At 64.9% G+C, this 17,415-nt stretch carries 15 protein-coding genes; 5 read left to right on the top strand and 10 right to left on the bottom strand.

Annotated elements, in window-relative coordinates:
- Positions 1-154: 154 nt before the first annotated feature.
- Both ACR42D_RS18855 and ACR42D_RS18850 read left to right on the top strand, forming a co-directional pair.
- Positions 155-1,048 (top strand): LysR family transcriptional regulator ArgP, encoded by an 894-nt coding sequence (locus ACR42D_RS18855; protein ID WP_484568331.1) that lies wholly within the window; start codon positions 155-157, stop codon positions 1,046-1,048.
- Positions 1,049-1,113: 65 nt separating this feature from the next.
- Positions 1,114-1,755: a DUF2959 domain-containing protein gene (locus tag ACR42D_RS18850; protein WP_484568330.1), complete on the top strand. Its 642-nt coding sequence runs from the start codon at positions 1,114-1,116 to the stop codon at positions 1,753-1,755.
- 528 nt (positions 1,756-2,283) lie between these two features.
- On the opposite strand, the gene ACR42D_RS18845 is transcribed toward ACR42D_RS18850, so the two are convergent.
- A complete protein-coding gene (locus ACR42D_RS18845) occupies positions 2,284-3,648 on the bottom strand; it encodes an aminotransferase-like domain-containing protein (RefSeq protein WP_484568329.1) in 1,365 nt (454 codons plus the stop codon).
- 108 nt (positions 3,649-3,756) lie between these two features.
- On the opposite strand from ACR42D_RS18845, the gene ACR42D_RS18840 reads away from it, so the two are divergent.
- Positions 3,757-4,350: a LysE family translocator gene (locus ACR42D_RS18840; RefSeq protein WP_484568328.1), complete on the top strand. Its 594-nt coding sequence runs from the start codon at positions 3,757-3,759 to the stop codon at positions 4,348-4,350.
- Here the strand turns inward: ACR42D_RS18840 and ACR42D_RS18835 are convergent.
- The 6 genes from ACR42D_RS18835 to ilvN form a co-directional block, all read right to left on the bottom strand.
- Positions 4,347-5,735, bottom strand: coding sequence for a class II fumarate hydratase (locus ACR42D_RS18835; RefSeq protein ID WP_484568327.1), 1,389 nt, complete (start codon positions 5,733-5,735; stop codon positions 4,347-4,349). The two genes, ACR42D_RS18840 and ACR42D_RS18835, sit on opposite strands and share 4 nt — an antisense overlap.
- 645 nt (positions 5,736-6,380) lie before the next feature.
- The gene (locus ACR42D_RS18830) at positions 6,381-7,601 is read right to left on the bottom strand and encodes an HDOD domain-containing protein (protein WP_484568326.1); all 1,221 of its coding nucleotides are present in this window, start codon (positions 7,599-7,601) and stop codon (positions 6,381-6,383) included.
- 3 nt (positions 7,602-7,604) lie between these two features.
- A complete protein-coding gene (locus ACR42D_RS18825; protein ID WP_484568325.1) occupies positions 7,605-8,477 on the bottom strand; it encodes a CheR family methyltransferase in 873 nt (290 codons plus the stop codon).
- Positions 8,478-8,581: 104 nt separating this feature from the next.
- The gene (gene buk / locus ACR42D_RS18820; RefSeq protein ID WP_484568324.1) at positions 8,582-9,667 is read right to left on the bottom strand and encodes a butyrate kinase; all 1,086 of its coding nucleotides are present in this window, start codon (positions 9,665-9,667) and stop codon (positions 8,582-8,584) included.
- On the bottom strand, positions 9,664-10,608 hold the full coding sequence (locus tag ACR42D_RS18815) for a phosphate acyltransferase (protein WP_484568323.1): 945 nt from the start codon (positions 10,606-10,608) through the stop codon (positions 9,664-9,666). The genes buk and ACR42D_RS18815 overlap by 4 nt, the downstream gene beginning before the upstream one ends.
- Positions 10,609-11,088, bottom strand: a complete 480-nt coding sequence (ilvN, locus tag ACR42D_RS18810; RefSeq protein WP_484568322.1) for an acetolactate synthase small subunit — start codon at positions 11,086-11,088, stop codon at positions 10,609-10,611.
- A gap of 153 nt (positions 11,089-11,241) precedes the next feature.
- On the opposite strand from ilvN, the gene ACR42D_RS18805 reads away from it, so the two are divergent.
- Together ACR42D_RS18805 and ACR42D_RS18800 are read left to right on the top strand one after the other, a co-directional pair.
- Entirely contained in the window at positions 11,242-12,666 is a 1,425-nt protein-coding gene (locus tag ACR42D_RS18805) for an SLC13 family permease (RefSeq protein ID WP_484568321.1), read from the top strand.
- A gap of 10 nt (positions 12,667-12,676) precedes the next feature.
- Positions 12,677-13,615 (top strand): universal stress protein, encoded by a 939-nt coding sequence (locus ACR42D_RS18800; RefSeq protein WP_484568320.1) that lies wholly within the window; start codon positions 12,677-12,679, stop codon positions 13,613-13,615.
- A 643-nt stretch (positions 13,616-14,258) separates the two neighbouring features.
- On the opposite strand, the gene murI is transcribed toward ACR42D_RS18800, so the two are convergent.
- The 3 genes from murI to ACR42D_RS18785 all read right to left on the bottom strand — a co-directional run bounded on the left by murI (position 14,259) and on the right by ACR42D_RS18785 (position 17,415).
- A complete protein-coding gene (gene murI, locus ACR42D_RS18795; protein ID WP_484568319.1) occupies positions 14,259-15,098 on the bottom strand; it encodes a glutamate racemase in 840 nt (279 codons plus the stop codon).
- A gap of 111 nt (positions 15,099-15,209) precedes the next feature.
- Positions 15,210-16,460 carry an EAL and HDOD domain-containing protein gene (locus ACR42D_RS18790; RefSeq protein WP_484568318.1) on the bottom strand — a complete coding sequence of 417 codons (1,251 nt, stop codon included), beginning with the start codon at positions 16,458-16,460 and terminating at the stop codon, positions 15,210-15,212.
- Between the two features lie 43 nt (positions 16,461-16,503).
- Positions 16,504-17,415, bottom strand: a complete 912-nt coding sequence (locus ACR42D_RS18785) for a hypothetical protein (protein ID WP_484568317.1) — start codon at positions 17,413-17,415, stop codon at positions 16,504-16,506.

Raw genomic sequence — 17,415 nt, 5'->3', positions numbered from 1 at the left:
CCCATCCCCTCCTTTTCCTAAACTTTTTGGTGCCGCTTCGCGGGAGGGGTGGGGTGGTTGGTTCAGGTTGTTGTTGATTGAAGTTGTAGAGGGGCGGTGTGGTGGTGTAAAACTAATTGTTTTCAGTGTTCATTAGAAATGCTAATGATTAGGTATGCTGGATTACAAGTTGGTCGAGGCCTTTGCCGCCGTGGTCGGGGAAGGCGGGTTCGAGAAGGGGGCGCGGGTCCTGCATCTGACGCAGGGGGCCGTGTCGCAGCGGGTCAAATTGCTGGAGGAGCAGGCCGGGTGCGTGCTCCTGGTGCGCTCCTCGCCGCCCCGGCCCACCGTGGCCGGGCAGGCCATGCTCAAGCATTACCGCCAGGTTCGGCGGCTCGAAGAGGATCTGGGCGCAGGGCTCGGCCAGCCTGACGGCGGGTTCGACACCCTGACCGTGGGCGTCAACGCCGATTCGCTGGCCACCTGGTTCTTCCCGGCCGTGGACGCTTACCTGGACGCCGAGCCCGTGCTCCTGGACCTGTCCATGGACGACCAGGCCGAGACCCTCAAACTCCTCAAGGCCGGAGACGTGCTCGGCTGCGTCGCGGACCGCGCCGAACCGGTCCAGGGCTGTCGCGTGGAATACCTCGGCGATATGGATTATCGGTTGTATGCCACTCCGTCATACAAAACGAAATGGTATAAGAACGGCGCGGTGTTGGATAGCACAGAAACCGCCCCGATTCTCGTCTTCAACCGCAAGGACATCATGCACGAGGTCCTGCTGGCCGAGGCGTTGGGGCAGCGCCCCAACCTTCGCTCGCCCTTCTACCTGCCGTCGTCCGAACGGTTCGCCCCGGCCGTGGCCTCGGGCCGGGTGTCCGGCATGCTCCCGGACCAGCAAGCCGCGCCCTACCTGGAACGCGGCGAGATCATCGATCTCCTGCCCGGTCACGTCTTCACCGTGCGGTTGAACTGGCAGTGCTGGAATCTCGAATCCGCACGCCTGGCTTCATTCACCGACGCCCTGGTTGACGGCGCGCACCGCCTGCTCATCCAGCGGTCCTAGGTTTGCCCATCCATAGCCTTTGTTGTATTCACCGGGAAACAATCGCCGCATCCAAGGAGTCTCACATGAAACGGTTCGCCCTGGTCCTGTCCATCCTCACCCTCTTTCTCGCCTACGGGTGCTCCAAGACCTACTATTCCGCCATGGAATCAGTGGGGTACGACAAGCGCGAGATCCTGTCCGACCGGGTCGAAAACGCCCGCGAATCGCAAAAGGACGCCAAGGAGCAGTTCGCCTCGGCCCTGGACCAGTTCAAGTCCGTGGTAGATTTCGACGGCGGCAAGCTCCAGGAAGTCTATGAAAAGCTCAATGATGAATACGAGGACTGCAAGGACCAGGCGGATGACGTCAAGGCGCGTATCGACTCCGTCGAGGATGTGGCCGACGCCCTGTTCGACGAATGGAGCGCAGAGATTAAAGAGTACTCCAGCGCCAAGCTGCGCCGGTCCAGCGAACAGAAACTCGCGGCCACCAAAAAGAAGTACAACGGCCTGATCCGCGCCATGCGCAACGCCGAAAAGAAAATGCAGCCCGTGCTCAACGCCTTCCACGACCAGGTGCTCTATCTCAAGCACAACCTTAACGCCAAGGCCATCGCCTCGCTGCAAGGCGAACTCACCTCCATCCGCACCGACGTGGACGCCCTCATCAAGGAGATGGACAAATCCATCGCCGAAGCCGATTCCTTTATCAAGACCTTGGAATAGCAGCGACTCCTGACTGTGAAAGGGGCCCGCAGCGAGAGGTCGTGGGCCCTTTTTTTGTCTGGGAATGCCTCCGGCGGGCCCTCGCCGGGCGGGCGTCTCCGACGGCTTAAGAACCTTTTGAGAAAAGGTTCTTAAGAATCTCCCAAACTTATTGTGTCGCCTGCGGCGAAGGTGCGGACGCGGAGTGAAGACTCGTTTCGCGTGGGGATGGGAGTAGCTCGGCAGGGTGGTGTCCCGAAGTGTTCGCGCCGGACGTCCATGGGCCTCGGAGGGCCGCCCGGCGCGAACACTTCGGGACGGTTGCCAACGCCGCAGGCGGGCGTGGTCGGAACTTGAGAAAGTGGTTTTGCGGCGTTTTCGGACAGTGGCAAAGAGGCTTTAGTAGTGGGTAAAATCTGTCCCAAAAAGAAAAGCCGCGATTTCGGGCAGGGGAAACGGCGGGCAATGTTGCTAGTAAGCGCACGTCATCCCACCCGTTTCCCCTGCCCGAAATCGCCAACCGGCACGCCGGAGGCCTCCCCATCCCCCCTAAGGACGTCCCCGCAATATCTCGCGCAAGGTTAGCAACCCTTTTTCCAGCTGGTCCAAGGACTCGGTGCCGGTGAGCGCCACGCGCGCGGCGCGCGGGGCGGGGTTTTGGCCGACCACGAATTTTTCGGCGCCGAACACGTTGACGCCCTGCGCGGCGGCGGCCTGTTCCAGGGCGTGTCCGGTCCACGGTTCGGGCAGTTCGAGCCAGAGGAAGAAGCCGGTCCGTTTACCGTGGAAGCGCAGGCCGTCGAGGATATCGCAGGCGAGCATGTACCGGCGGGCGGCTTCGGCCTGTTTGGCGGCCACCACGCGGTCGGCGGTGCCATCGGCGATCCACATGGCGGTCAGTTCCACGTTCAGGGGCGGGGCCATCCAGATGGTATTGAGCACGGCCTGGGCCAGAGGCTTGAGCATGGGCTGCGGGGCGACGACAAAGGCCACGCGCAGACCGGCGGCCAGGGATTTGGACATGCCCGCTATGTACACCGAGCGGTGCGGCACGCGGTTGCCCACCGGTTCGATGCGGCCGGGATCGGTCAGGTCGTAGGCGTCGTCCTCGATGAGGATGAGGTCGTGTTTGTCGGCCAGGCGGGCGATATCGTTGCGCCGGGGATCGGGCATGGAGATGGTGGTGGGGTTGTGCACGCCGGGCATGAGATAGAGCGCCTTGATCTCGTCGCGGCGGCAGGCTGCGTCCAGGCTTTCCGGGATCATGCCGTACTCGTCCATGGCGACGGACACCAGACGCGGGCCGAGCATGGCGGCCAGGGTCTTGAGACCGGGGTAGGTCAACTCGTCCACGGCCACCCGGTCGCCGGACTTGAGCAGGCCGCCCAAGGCGCAGGTCAGGGCGTGTTGGGAACCGGCGCAGACAATGACGTCCTCGGCCCTGGCCGGAACGCCGTACCGTTCGGCCCAGAGCGCGCCCGCCCTGCGGTGTTCGGCCTGGCCGCGCGGGTCGGAATAGCGCAGCAGCGCGGACGGGTCCTTGCGCCGGGCGATCCGTTTGAACCCTTCGGATATCTCCGGGTCCAGGTGGTCCAGCGGCGCGATGAGCCCGAGTTCGAGCATGCCGGGCGCGCTCGGCTCGAACGAGACCATGGCGGAATTGGTCACCGCGTCCGAGGTGACGAAAGTGCCGCGCCCCACCGTGGCCGACACCAGCCCGCGTTTCTCGGCCTCGCGGTAGCCGCGCGTCACCGTGGACACGTTCAGTTGCAGCGCGTCGGCCAGGTCGCGGTGCGTGGGCAACCGCTCACCGGGCGCGAGCGTCCCGGCCGTGATGTCCCGTTCGATGGCGTCCGCCAACTCCACGTACAAGGGGCCTTCGCCCCGAACCAGTGCGGGTGCGTATATTGTCATGCAGACAATATATTCATTGACTACACACAAAGTCAACCTTACCCCTCAATATACGAAAAATCGCAGCAGGGCCGCTCCAAAACAGCGGCGGCCCGGGGAGTTATCGCCATGAACATGGAAACGTACGCCGCCTTCGTCCTTTTCGTCATCGTCATGACCGGCACGCCCGGCGCGGGCAACCTGACCATGATGGGCATCGGCCAGACCACGGGCTTCAAATCCGCCATCCCCTTTCTGATCGGGGCCACCGTGGGCGCGGTCAGCCTGGACACCATGGTGGCGCTCGGCTTGGGCAAGATCATCCAGACCTCACCCAACCTTGCGGCAATAATGAAGGTTTGCGGAACGTGTTACATTCTGTATCTCGGCTGGAAGCTGCTGACCATGCGGCTGGGCAGCCACACGGTGAACCGTCGGTTCACCTTCTGGGAAGGGGTCATCCTGCATCCGCTCAATCCCAAGAGCTGGGCCATGGCCCTGGTCGGTTTCACGCAGTTCGCCGACCCGTCCCAGCCGCTGCTGTGGCAGGTCGCGGTCTTTGTCCTGACCTTCATGGTCTTCCAGGTGTCCTTCCACTCGGCCTGGGGGTTGGCCGGGGCCGCCATCCTGCGCACCCTCAAGTCCGGGGCCGTGCTTACCGGGGTCAACTGCGTGCTCGTGGCGGTCATGGTCGGGGCGACCATGTACGCCCTGTTCGTCTAGCCCTTGGGGCGGATCATCTCCTCGGGCACGACCACCCGGTCGAAGTCCTCGGCCGAGACAAAGCCGAGTTCCAGGGCCGCCTCGCGCAGGCTCTGCCCGGTCTTGTGGGCGTGCAGGGCGATTTTGGCCGACTTGTCGTAGCCGATCACCGGGGTCAGGGCCGTGACCAGCATGAGTGAATGGGACACATGGGCCGCGATGCGCTCCCGGTCGGGCTCGAGCCCCTTGAGCAGATGTTCCGTGAAGCTGCGCATGCCGTCGCCGAGCAAACGCACCGAGTGGAGCACATTGCGCACGATCAGCGGCTTGTACACGTTCATCTCCAGCACCCCGCCCGTGCCGCCCAGGGTCACGGCCAGGTCGTTGGCCATGGCCTGCAGCGAGACCATGGTCAGCGCCTCGCACTGGGTCGGGTTGACCTTGCCCGGCATGATCGACGAGCCCGGTTCGTTGGCCGGGATGACCAACTCTCCCAGCCCGGCGCGTGGCCCGCACGACAACAGCCGGATGTCCGACGCGATCTTGTTCAGGGAATTGGCCAGGGTCTTGAGCGCCGCCGAAACATGCACCAGCGCGTCGTGCCCGCCCTGCGCCGCAAACCGGTTCCGCGCCGGGACGAACGGCAGCCCGCTCAACCGGGCGATATGCCCGATGGCCGCCTCGGCGAATCCGGGCCAGCTGTTCACCCCGGTGCCCACCGCCGTGCCGCCCAGGGTCAGCTCGAACACGGTTTCCAGCGCCGCGCGGATCCGGCCCTCGTCGTCCTCCAGCATGGAGGCGTACCCGGAAAACTCCTGGCCCAGGGTCAAAGGCGTGGCGTCCTGCATGTGCGTGCGTCCTATCTTGACGATGTCGTCCCACGCCTCGGCCTTGGCGGAAAGCACCTCGCGCATGGCGGTTGCCGATGGCAAAAGGCGCTCAATAATTTCTGTGGCGACAGACATATACATGACTGTCGGAAAGTTATCGTTAGTTGACTGACTCATGTTGACGTGGTCGTTGGGATGGACCGGCTCCTTGGAGCCCACGGCCCGGTCGGCCAGCTGGGAGCAGCGGTTGGCGATGACCTCGTTCACGTTCATGTTGAACTGCGTCCCGCTGCCCGAGATCCACACCGGCAACGGGAACATGTCCGCGTGCTGTCCGGCCAGGATCTCGTCGCAGACCGCCACGATCAGGTCGCGCCGCGCATCGTCCAGCTTCCCGGCACCGCCATTGGCCAGCGCGCACGCCTTCTTCAATATCGCGTACGCCCGGATCATCTCCCTGGGCATCAGCTCGCCGTCTATGGTGAACAACGTCAGCGCGCGCTGTGTCTGCGCACCCCACAACGCCTCTTCCGGTACCCGGACCTCGCCCAAACTGTCAGTCTCTATCCGAAACATGCGACCTCCAATGGCTGCTTTTGCCTATGATAGCCCATACCAGGGGCCTGCTCAACATGAGGTTTGGATTTTGTCGGCACCTCCGGTGGCCGGGGCGCCGCCCCGGACCCCGCTGGGGCGCTGCCCCAGGCCCCGCCAGGGAACCCTTTGAAAAGGGTTCCCTGGACCCTCCCAAACTTTTTGTGTCGCCTGTGGCGAAGGTGCGGGTGCGGGGTGTGGCGGGAGCTCGGCAGTGCGGTGTCCCGAAGGGTTCGCGCCGGACGTCCACGGGCCTCGGAGGGCCGCCCGGCGCGACCCCTTCGGGACGGTTGCCAACGCCGCAGGCGGGCGTGGGCGGAACGCGGGAAATGGGTTTTGCGGCGTTTTCGGACGGCGGTGAAGAAGCATTTTTTAATGGGTTGATTTTCTTTTCCGAAATCCTCAACCGGCACGGCGGAAGGCGTCCATACGCCCCGAGCGCAGCGAGGCGATGGGGGTGCAGGGGGCTTTGCTCCCTGCCGGGGCCGCGTCGGGTCTTAGGCCGAGCTCGCTCGGTCTTAGAGCCGTCGACAGCAGCGATAGGGCAGCGCCCTGGTCTCTCCGAAGGAGACCGCCGGTAGGCCCCGCCGGAGGCATTCCTTCCTCGTATTCAGGAGCCCGCGCCGCCTAGAAAAAGGCGCTCATGACTTGGTCGATCTGGTCGCCGTATTGGCTGACGGCTTCATTGAGGATCTTTTCGGGGTCGATGCCGAGGAGTTCCCAGGCCTCTTCGTCGAGTCCGGGCATGACGTACATGCCGCCCTGGGCGACTTCCACGGCGTTGGTCAGGTTGTCGGCCAGGTGGACAATGGCGGGTTCCAGGGGGTTGGGGTATTCCATGGGATTGTGGTGGTAGTTGATCATGACGGCCAGGCTTTCGGGAAACTTCCAGGCTTCGAGCAGGGGTTTGCTGATATCGGTGTGGCAGAGTTCCATGACGGCCAGTTCGGCCTCGACCAGGGGCAGGCAGTTTTCGCGGGCGAAGAGCATGGCCTCGGTGGAGGCGTAGGGCAGTTTCTTGAACAGGATGAGCCGTCCCACGTCGTGGAGCAGGCCGCCGATGAAGAATCGTTCCGCGGACAGGCCGCTCTGGGTCCCGGCGAGCATGCGGGCGAAAATGCCGCAGGTGATGGAGTGCCGCCAGAAGGTCCGCATGTCCACGAGTTCGGGCGGGATGTCCTGGAAATAGTTGATGGCCGAGATGCCCAGCGCCAGGGTGGACAGCTCCTTGCCGCCCACCAGGGCCACGGCCCGGCTGATGGAGTCGATGGTCTGGGGGAAGCCGTAGAGGGGCGAGTTGACCAGCTTGAGCAGCTTGGCGGACAGGCCGACGTCGGTGCTGACCACCTTGGCGATGCGGTCGGCCGAGGCGGCGTCGTCCTCGAGGACCTCTTTGATGCGGAAGAAGATATCCGGGAAGCTGGCCAGCTCGGTCTCGTGCTCGACGATGGTTTCGGGCGTGCCCATGCCGGTGATGAAGATGTCGTCCAGGTGCTCGACGTTGGTGGCCCGGCGCACATCCAGGTCGGGCAGTTTCCAGCCGCCGGCCACGGCCCGGGCGGTCAGCTCCAGGGCGATGTGGAACATCTCGATGATCGCGGGGTGGTCCGGATTCACGTACAGGAAGAACTCGCGCACGTAGTCTTCCACGGCCAGAAGATCGTCCTCGGTCAGGTCGGACAGGTCCGGTTGCACGTCGGCCTCGGCCACGCCCACGCGCTTGAGCAGCTGGAGATGGTTTTCCGCCAGTTCGGTGCCGCTCTTGAAGAGCAGCCTGCCGTCTTTGGCGACCAGGTCGGAGGCCAGGACCATGCCCGGCTTGAGCTCGTCTAAGGGCTTTGTGCTCATGGCCTATTCCTCCTTCTTGTAGGCGATGGCGCCCGCATTGTGGACCGGCTTGAACGACTGGGAAATCTTGTGCAGGGACTCGGAATGGCCGACCAGCAGATAGCCGCCGGGCAGCAGGTTGTCGTAGAACGCCTGCACGACCTTGCGCTTCATGGCGTCGTCGAAATAGATGATGACATTGCGGCAGAAGACGATGTGCGACCGGGGGACGCGCTTCAGGGCCAGGGAGTCGTTCAGGTTCATGGGCATGAACTTGACCAGCTTGCGGAGACGCGGATCGAGCTCCCAGCCCCCTTCGACCTCCTTGAAATAGCGCTTGCGGATCTCGTTCGGCGTGGTCTTGAAGGCGTATTCGGTGTAGATCCCGGCCTGTGCCTTGGCGATCATCTCCTCGGACAGGTCCACGGCGGTGATGTTGATCCGCCAGCGGGCGATCTCGGCTTTGAGGGTCTCGAGCAGGAGGAAGACCAGGGTGTAGGGCTCCTCGCCGGACGAACACCCGGCGGACCAGATGTTCAGTTCGAGCCTGCCCGCCTTGCGCTGGCGGTCGAGGACCTCCTTGAGCAGGTTGTCGCGGAAGGAGTCGAGCTGCTTGGTGTCCCGGCAGAAGCTGGTCTCGTTGGTGGTGACCATCTCGAAGAGTTGCTTGAGCTCCTGGCCCCGGTCCACCTTGAGGTACTTGATGTAGTCGGTGAAGCTGGTCAGGCCGAGCTCGTTCAGCCGTCGGGAAAAGCGGCTTTCGAACAAATACTTGCGTTTCTCGTCCACGAAGATGCCGCTCTTGCCGTAGATGAAGTCGCGCAACTGGATGAATTCCTCATCCGTAATCTTTACGCCCTTTCGCAAGGTGGCGGATTTGCTGAACAACGAGCTCATCTATCGCGATCCTTCCTGAATACTGTCCTTCTCACCCCGTTGACCGTTACTGCAAGTTATTTGTTGAAGACTAGTATTTATTAATAAAAATAATGGTTGAAGATTTACCCCGCCCGATAGGTGCGGACCGGCTCCTCGCCGTTCAGCGCGCGGTGCGCGCCCTGGGCCAGGGCGGCCATCTCCACCTCGCCCGGGACCACCTCCACCGGGCCGAGGAACGCCACCTGCCGGGTGATCTCCTCCACCAGGGCGGCGCTTCGGGAGAGCCCGCCGGTCAGGACCACGGCGGCCAGGTCCAGGCCGCCTTGTCCGTCGGTCAGGGCCGGGGCCATGGAGACGATGTATCGGGCGATGCCGTAGGCCATGGCCCGGAAGACGAGCGCCGCGTGCTCGTCGCCCTGGTCCATGCGGGCCAGGACCACGCGCGGGTCGTTGGTCCCCAGGTGGGCGGCCAGGCCGCCCTGGCGCAGGATGGTCGTGCGCAGCTCGGCGTATTCGCGCTCGCCGTTGTGGACCATGTCCAGGATCGGCACCAGGGGCAGGCTGCCCGTGCGCTCCGGGGTGAACGGCCCCTCGCCGTCCAGGGCGTTGATCACGTCCACCACGCGGCCCTGGCGGTGCGCGCCGATGGAGACCCCGCCGCCCATGTGGCAGACGATGAAATTCGAACGGGCGTACTCCACGCCGAGCCGTCCGGCCACGATGCGGGCCACCCCGCGCTGGTTCAGGGCGTGGAAGATGGACCGCCGCGACAGCCCGGGCAGTCCGGTCAGCCGCGCCTTGTCCATCATCTCGTCCGTGACCACCGGGTCCACCACGTAGGCGGGTACGTTCCAGTGCCGGGCCAGGGCCAGGGCCAGGATTCCGCCCAGGTTGCAGGCGTGTTCGCCGTACCGGGCGGACTGCAGGTCGTCGACCATGGCGTCGGACACTTCGTAAACGCCGCCTTCCAGGGGGCGCAGCAGGCCGCCCCGGGCGACCACGGCCTGGATGCGTTTCGGGTCCGTGCCGGTCTTGCCCAGGAACTCGGCCACCAGGCGCATGCGGTAGTCGAACTGGTCCGCCACCTTGTGGAATCCGGCCATCTCCTCGCGGGAGTGCTGCAGTTCCTCGGCGGCCAGGGTGTCGCCGCTCCGGTACAGAGCCACCTTGGTGGAGGTGGAGCCGGGGTTGATGACCAGTATGCTCATGCCCGGCTCCTCCCCGCCAGGACCGAGGCCAGGGCGATGGAATGGAATTTGGACGCGTCCGAGTCGCCCCGGGACGGGACCACCACCGGCACGCGGCTGCCCACGACCACGGCGGCCATGGTACAGCCGCACAGGGTGGACAGGGACTTGTACAACACGTTACCCGCCTCGATGTTCGGGGTGACCAGGATGTCCGCGTTTCCGGCCACCGGGTTGTCGAAACGTTTGGTGGCCGCCACCTCGCGGGATACGGCCAGGTCCAGGGACAGCGGGCCGAGGACCTTTGCCTCGCCGAACTGGCCCTGGCGGGCCATCTTGGTCAGGATGTCGCCGTCCAGGGTGGCGGGCATGGCCGGGTAGTTGATCTTTTCCGTGGCCGCCAGCACGGCGCACTTGGGGGCCTCCATGCCGAGCGCATGGGCCACCTCCAGGGCGTTCTTGAGGATCTCCACCTTGCGCTGCAGGGTGGGCGCGATGTTCACGCCCGGGTCGGTCAGGAGCATCAGGCGGGCGTCCACCGGGGACTCGAAGACCGCCACGTGGCTGAGGATGCGCCCGCCGTGGGGCACGCCGGTCTCCTTGTTGAGCACCGCCTTGAGCAGGGTGGCCGTGGGCACCAGCCCCTTCATGATCAGCTGGGCCTCGCCCTCGCGGAACAGGCGGACCGCCTCGAACACGGCCCCTTCGTCGTCGGTGACGTGCACCTGGCGAAAGGGCGAGATGTCCAGCCCCCGTTCGTCCGCGATCCGTCCGGTCTCCTCCATGTTGCCGATGAGGATGGGCTCGGCCACGCCGCGCTCATAGGCCTCGATCCCGGCCCGGAGCACGAACCCCTCGGCGGACCGGGCGATGGCCACCTTGGGCATGGCCCCGCGCTCGCCGTAATCCAGGGCGGCCTGGATCAACTCGTTCAGACTGGTGATGGGAGGGAAATCGGACACTTACTCATCCCCGCGCTTGAGCGCGATCATCCCGGACCGGCACATGGACTTGATGCCGTAGGGCACGAGCATCTTGATCAGCCCGTCCACGCGCTCCTGGTCGCCGGAGAGCTCCACCGTGACCGTCTCCCGGCCCATGCCGACCACGCTGGCCCGGAAGACCTCGAATATCTGCATCAGCTGGCTGGTCTGGTCCGGGGCCATGGCCACCTTGATCATGACCAGCTCGCGGTCCACGAAGTCCTTGCGCGACAGGTCGTCCAGCTGGATGACCGCGTCCAGGGACTCCAGGTAGCGGCCGATCTTGTCCACGGCGTCGTCGTCGCCGTCCACGCACAAGACGATGCGCGAGACCTGCGGGTTTTCAGTTTCCCCAGCGGCCAGGGAGAGGATATTGGCGTCATATTTGCCGCATTCCCGGGCCATCATGGCCAGGACGCCGGGTTCGTTGCGGCACAGTGCGGACAGGGTACGTTTCAAGGGGGATCTCCTCGTTGCGGTTGGCGTGCGCGGGTTTCCGCGCCCAAGCACAATACCCGATCCTCGGCTCAATGCAAATCTCGGGATGGGTAGCCCCCCTCTTTGCGCTTTCAACTGGCGGCAACCTGCCCATGCATGTATAGTGCCCGTATCGTGATCCATTTTCTCCGTGAAAAACGCTGGTTTTTCCTCACCCTGGCCATCCAGGCCGCCATGTTGCTCCTGCCTCCGCCCGAGGGCGTCACCCAGGAGGGCTGGCGCGTGCTGGTCATGACCGTGGGCGCGACCATCCTGTTCATCACCGAGCCCATCCCCCTGCCCGCCGTGGCCCTGCTCATCATCCTCGGCCAGGTCTTCCTCCTCGGGCTGGACTCCTCGCTGGTGGCCAAGTCCCTGATGAAGGACTCGGTCCTGTTCATCATGGGCTCGCTCATGCTCGCCGTGGCCCTGGTCAAACAGAAGCTCGACAAGCGCCTCGCCCTGCTGATCATCAGGGTCACCGGCTCGTCCACCTACGCCATCGCCTTCGGCATATCCGTCTTCTCCGGCCTGCTCGCCTCGTTCATCGGCGAGCACACCGTGGCCGCCATGATGCTGCCCGTGGCCCTGTCCCTGATCCAGCTGTCCACGGACGATCCCAAGCAGCAGCGCGCTCTGGCCGTGCTCCTCCTCTTCTCCATCTCCTACGCCTGCGCCATGGCCGGGATCGGCACCCCGTCGGGCGGCGCGCGCAATGCGATCATGATCGACTACCTGCGGGACTTCTTCTACGCTTCGGACGACCCGGCCACCTACGGCTACTCGGTCTCCTACCTGCACTGGATGATCTACGCCTACCCCATCTTCCTCATCCAGCTGCCGCTCATGCACCTCATCCTGCGCCGCACCTTCAAAACCGACCTGTGCGACCTCGGCCCGGCCGTGGACAAGCTCAAGGAACAGGTGGGCAGCGAGGGGGCGCTGACCGGCCGCCACTACGTGGCCATCTCCCTCTTCCTCCTGACCCTGGCGGGCTGGGTCGGCTTCTCCTCGAAGTTCGGCATGGGCACCATCGCCATCCTCGGCGCGGTCCTCTTCCTGGTCACCGGCCTGGTCCGCTGGCAGGATCTCAATTCCGGCGTCAACTGGGGCGTGGTCCTGCTCTACGCCGCCGCCATCTCGCTGGGCGTGCAGATGCGCGACACCGGCGCGGCCGCCTGGGTGGCCGGCATGTTCATGGACGGGCTCGCCCCGTTCGGACTCAACACCGGCCTCGGCCTGCTGGCCGCGGTCATGCTCCTGACCACCTTCATCACCAACACCATGAGTAACGGCGCTGCCGTGGCCGTGCTCGGCCCCATCGTCCTGACCATCGCCCTGGCCACCGAGACCAACCCCCTGGCCGTGGGCATGGTCACCGCCATCTCCAGCGCGTTCGCCTACTTCACGGTCATCGGCACACCGGCCTCCACCATCGTCTACTCCTCGGGCTATCTGCGCCCCTCTGATTTTATGAAAGTGGGCTGGCGCATAGCCCTCATGTCCTTTATCGTGCTCCTGACGGCATCCAAACTGTATTGGCCCCTCATCGGCCTCTAAGGAGTTGTCCATGACCACGGACGACAAGACCAACCTGCGAATCCTCATCTGCATCGGCGGCGGCCCCGAAGCCTACGCCAGCCTGCGCTACGCCGTCCGCCTGTCCAAGACCACCTGCGCCGACATCGCCCTGCTCTACGTCCGGCCCCTGGACAGCGGCCTCAACTCCGGCGGCCTCGAAGTCCGCGTGGCCCGTGAAAACGTCCTGGACTGGGGGCTCGAACTGCCCGGCCTGCGCCAGCTCAAGGCCGCCCGCGACATCCTCGTGGAACTGGGCGAGATCGAGCCCGGCGAACACCGCGAATGGAAGCACCGCGAAATCAAGGGCGACCCCGCGGGCGAATACATCCGCGACTACGAAAACCCCTGCGGCGGCATCGTCTCCCTGCGGCTGCGCACCGCCTCGGACGTGACCTCCGCCGTGTCCGACGAGGCCGAGCGGTTCCAGGCCGACGTGGTCATCGTCGGCGCGTCCCCCGAACCCATGACCGGGCTCAAGAAACTCTTCTCCCGCAAACCCCTGGCCCTCAAGATCGCCGCCCACGCGCACTGCTCCGTCATCGTCGCCCGCCACCTCGAACCCGGACGCAACCACCTCGTCTGCGTCCAGGATACCGACCAGTCCCGGGCCATGCTCCCCATGGTCAGCCGCTACTTCCAGTCCTGCCAATACCCCCTGTCCATCCTGTCCGTGGCGCCGACCGAAGACGACCTCGTCTCGGCCCGGAAAGCCGCCCAGGAAGCCGCCCAGATCCTCGGCGAACTCGGCACCACCCCCGCCGAAATCCTCGTCGAGGTCGGCGACCCCGTGGAAACCATCATCACCATCGGCTACGATTTCTCCCTCATCCTCGCCTCCGAATCCCTCAAACCCTGGTTCGCCAAAGGATTCAGCGTGTCCCACGAAGTGGCTGAGAAAGCTAGAAATTCCGTCATGATCGTCAAATAGGCCGGGGGGGAAGGCCTCCGGCGGCCGGGGCGCGGCCCCGGACCCCGCTGGGGCTCTGCCCCAGGCCCCGCCAGGGAACCCTTTGAAAAGGGTTCCCTGGACCCTCCCAAACTTTTTGTGTCGCCTGCGGCGAAGGTGCGGGCGCGGAATGGCGGCTCGTTTCGCGTGGGGCTGGAGTGTGCGCGGCTGTGCGGTGTCCCGAAGGGTTCGCGCCGGACGTCCACGGGCCTCGGAGGGCCGCCCGGCGCGAACCCTTCGGGACGGTAGCCAACGCCGCTGGCGGGCGTGGTCGAAACGCGGGGAATGGGTTTTGCGGCGTTTTCGAGAAACGGCGAAGACGTATTTCTTAACGGACGAGTTTCTTTGCCAAAAGAAAAAACCGCGATTTCGGGCAGAGAAAACGGCGTGCTTTATTCGGAGAAGAAGCACGCCGTCCTATCCGTTTTTTCTGCCCGAAATCGCCAACCGGCAAGGCGGAAGGGGTCCTGTCGCGGCCTTCTGCGTTCGCACTCATCTGAGCGAAGCGAACAAGGGATTCTTAAGGCCCTCGGCCTTAAGCGGGTCCAGGGCAGCGCCCTGGTCTCCCCGAAGGGGCCGCCGGAGGCCTTCCCCGGCCGCAGTCCCGTCCGTCGTTACGTATGCCTTACAAATCCACCAGTTCCACGTCGGTCTCGGCGATGGGGGTGCCGAGGAACCGGGAGCCGGTGCGGGCGAAGCGGGGGACGTCGTCGGTGGTCAGGTAGCGGGTGGAGCCGCAGCCGTTTTCGGGGCGGTCGAGATGCAGGCGGTCGAGTTCCCGGTACACGGTTTCGGCGGTGGTGGCGGCGGAGTCCACGATGGTGGTCCCAGCGGGCACCACGTTGCGGATGGCGGGGGCGAGCAGCGGGAAGTGGGTGCAGCCGAGCACGAGGGTATCGGGGATGACCGGGTGTCCGGTGCCGGACGCGGGCTTGAAGATGGGGTCGAGGTAGCGGGCGGCCACGGCCTCGGGCACCTGGCCGTCGGTCCAGCCTTCCTCGGCCAGGGCCACGAACAGCGGGCAGGGGTGGCCGATGATCCGGGCCTGGGGTTTGAGGGCGTGGATGGCGCGTTGGTAGGCCCCGCCCGCGATGGTCGATTCCGTGGCGATGACGGCCACGGCCTGGTTCACGGTGGCCTCGCAGGCGGCGCGCGCGCCGGGTTCGACCACGCCGATGACGGGCACGCCGGGGTTGGCCTGGCGCAGGGCGTCAAGGGCCACGGCCGAGGCGGTGTTGCAGGCCACAACGAGCAGTTTGACGCCGCGCTTGATCAGTTCACCGCCGCACTGCACGCCGTAGCGGGTGACGGTCTGGGGCGATTTGGTGCCGTAGGGCAGCCTCGCGGTATCGCCGAGATAGATGACGTCCTCGCACGGCATGCGTTCGCGCAACGCCTTGAGCACGGTCAAACCGCCCACGCCCGAATCGAACATGCCGATGGGCAACTTTGCCTGATCCTTCATCTTTCCTGACTCCATGCGCTGTGGTTCTCCCCTCGCGCCTCGAAGTCTACACATTTCCTTGAGAATGTCTAAACCAATCGCTCCGGGCGGCGAAGGGCCGAAACGGGCGGTCTATTCGGGCTTGGAGTAGCCGAGCATCTTCTGGGCCCAGCTGCGGGACTGGATGTACAGCAGTTCGGCCTGAAAGGAGTCCAGGGAGAGCCGCTTGAGGCGCTGTGTGGTCTCGCCCCACTGGCCGCGCTCGTAGCTGGCGGCCAGCCGCAGGAAGTCGTAGAGGTCGCCGTTGCCGTCCAGGGCCTCTACCACGGACTCGTCCAGGGGCAGGGACTTGAGGATGTCGTGCATGCGCATGCCGAGCATGGCGTCGAGCAGCGAGAAGAGGCCGGTCATGAACAGGGCGTCGGGTTCGCACACGGCCCGGTTGGAGCTGGAGCATATGGACTCCAGGAACTTGGCCCGGTGCACGGCCATATAGGCCAGCTCGGCGGCCTTGGGCGACGGGTTGAGGTCGGCGATGACCGCGCTGCGCAGCCATTGCTTGGATTGGATCGTGCCCATCATGTCCAGGGCCCTTTTGGCCGAGGTGATCTTGTGGGCCAGGCCGACCCCCACGGAGTTGATGTAGCGGAAGAGGCGGTAGGTCAGGCTCGGGTCGGACCGCAGGATGGCGGCCAGGCGCGCGGCCTCGAAATCCGGCTTGGCCAGTTCGCCGAGGACCTGGAGCTTGGTGGTCTCGGCCGCGGTCAGCTTGCGCCCGGGGATGATCTCCGGGCGGCTGAAGAAGAACCCCTGGAACAGGGAGAAGCCCATGTCACGCAGTGTCCTGAAGGTCTCGTCGTCCTCGACCTTTTCGGCCAGCAGGGTCACGCCGTCGGGCAGCCCGGCCATTCCCTCCCTGATGCGTTCGGGGTCGGCGTCCAGGGCCAGGATGTCCATCTTGACGATGTCGGCCAGCTCCACGAAGGGGCGCAGTTCGTCCTGGCCGAAGAAGTCGTCCACGGCCAGGGTGTAGCCCGCGTCCTTGAGGCGGCGGGCGGCGGCCAGGGTCGCCTTGGAGGGCCGGACGTTTTCCAGGATTTCGACTACGCACCGTTCCCTGGGCAGGGCGAAACCGGCGTCCTCCACGAGCAGCTTTTCCGGGAAGTTGATGAGGATCCGGGCCGTATGGTCCATGCCTTCGGTAGCCAGCGTCAGGCCGTCGGCGATAACCGAGGCCGTGGCCCGGGACTCGTCGCTGATGACGGCCACGTTGTCCCGCCCGGCGCGGAAGAGCAGCTCGTAACCCCAAACGGATTCGTCCGGCGTGAAGACCGGTTGCCGCGCTATGAACATGGATTCAAACGGTTCGGTCTTGTCCTGCATGCGGGGGGTCTCCTGTGTGGTCCGGGGCCGGGGCGTCAATTCGTCAGCAGAAGGGGTCGTGGTCGTGGCTGCGCCTGAGCCTGGCCGTGAACGCGTCCAGGTCGTCGCCGCATTCGGCCAGAATCTTGTCCAGGTAGGCCAGGTTGTTGTCGATGGCTTCCCGGTAGAGGTCCTTGTCGACCTGCCGGTGCGACCGGAAATAGTCGAGCATGTAGCGGTCCGCGCCCCGGAACTCCTCGTCCAGCCGTTTGCGGGCCACGTCCTTGTAGAAGGACCGGGTCTTGAACACCAGGTCCAGGGCGCTGCCGTAGCCGGGCAGCTTGGCCTCCTGGAACTCCTCGAAGAGCAGGAGGAGCTTCTCCAGGTAGTAGCGGTCCGCGATCTGGGCCAGGAGGTCGGCGGTGCCGGTGAAGTAACCCATCTTGCGCATGTTTTCGGTGCGGAAGGCGATCTTGGCCGGGGACATGGCCAGGATGGTGCACCGGATGCAGTCTGCGATGTCCTCGATGTCCTGTTCGCCCATGACCCCGTCGAGGTAGCAGTGCATGAACTGGATCGAGCGCTCTTCGTGGCCCACGGTGTGCTTGGCCCCGGTGCCCTGGGTGTCGTCCACGTCCTGGATGAGTCCCACGTCGTGGAACAGGGAGGCCAGCAGTCCTTTGAGGCAGTCGGCCTCGGAAAAGGATTCTTTGCGGCTCATGGCCCCGTAGATTAGGCGCGCCGAGGCCAGGACCACGGAGCAGGTGTGCTCGAAGTTGTGGTATTTGGTGTTGCTCGCACGATAGCCGGGGTAGCGGCCCGCGAAGAGCCGTTCCACGTCGGCAAAGGCGCTGTGAAAGACCCGGCCGTCGTAGTCGGCGAAGAACTCCCGCATGAGGTCTTCGGTCTCCCGGCGCACGCACTCGGCGTCCACCGGGTCAACAAAGTCGTAGAGCTTCATCTCGGATCTTGCCAT

Source organism: Pseudodesulfovibrio sp. lm2024 (assembly GCF_051175575.1).
GTDB lineage: Bacteria > Desulfobacterota > Desulfovibrionia > Desulfovibrionales > Desulfovibrionaceae > Pseudodesulfovibrio > Pseudodesulfovibrio caledoniensis.
The sequence above is the reverse complement of the archived record's forward strand: the minus strand, read 5'-3'. Positions and strand labels throughout refer to the sequence as shown.

What these genes read in the sequence shown, in the direction of transcription:
- ACR42D_RS18855 (WP_484568331.1), top strand. Translation starts at nt 155, where the DNA reads ATGCTGGATTACAAGTTGGTCGAGGCCTTTGCCGCCGTGGTCGGGGAA.
- ACR42D_RS18850 (WP_484568330.1), top strand. Translation starts at nt 1,114, where the DNA reads ATGAAACGGTTCGCCCTGGTCCTGTCCATCCTCACCCTCTTTCTCGCC.
- ACR42D_RS18845 (WP_484568329.1), bottom strand. Translation starts at nt 3,648, where the DNA reads ATGACAATATACGCACCCGCACTGGTTCGGGGCGAAGGCCCCTTGTAC.
- ACR42D_RS18840 (WP_484568328.1), top strand. Translation starts at nt 3,757, where the DNA reads ATGAACATGGAAACGTACGCCGCCTTCGTCCTTTTCGTCATCGTCATG.
- ACR42D_RS18835 (WP_484568327.1), bottom strand. Translation starts at nt 5,735, where the DNA reads ATGTTTCGGATAGAGACTGACAGTTTGGGCGAGGTCCGGGTACCGGAA.
- ACR42D_RS18830 (WP_484568326.1), bottom strand. Translation starts at nt 7,601, where the DNA reads ATGAGCACAAAGCCCTTAGACGAGCTCAAGCCGGGCATGGTCCTGGCC.
- ACR42D_RS18825 (WP_484568325.1), bottom strand. Translation starts at nt 8,477, where the DNA reads ATGAGCTCGTTGTTCAGCAAATCCGCCACCTTGCGAAAGGGCGTAAAG.
- buk (WP_484568324.1), bottom strand. Translation starts at nt 9,667, where the DNA reads ATGAGCATACTGGTCATCAACCCCGGCTCCACCTCCACCAAGGTGGCT.
- ACR42D_RS18800 (WP_484568320.1), top strand. Translation starts at nt 12,677, where the DNA reads ATGACCACGGACGACAAGACCAACCTGCGAATCCTCATCTGCATCGGC.
- murI (WP_484568319.1), bottom strand. Translation starts at nt 15,098, where the DNA reads ATGAAGGATCAGGCAAAGTTGCCCATCGGCATGTTCGATTCGGGCGTG.
- ACR42D_RS18790 (WP_484568318.1), bottom strand. Translation starts at nt 16,460, where the DNA reads ATGCAGGACAAGACCGAACCGTTTGAATCCATGTTCATAGCGCGGCAA.
- ACR42D_RS18785 (WP_484568317.1), bottom strand. Translation starts at nt 17,415, where the DNA reads ATGGCAAGATCCGAGATGAAGCTCTACGACTTTGTTGACCCGGTGGAC.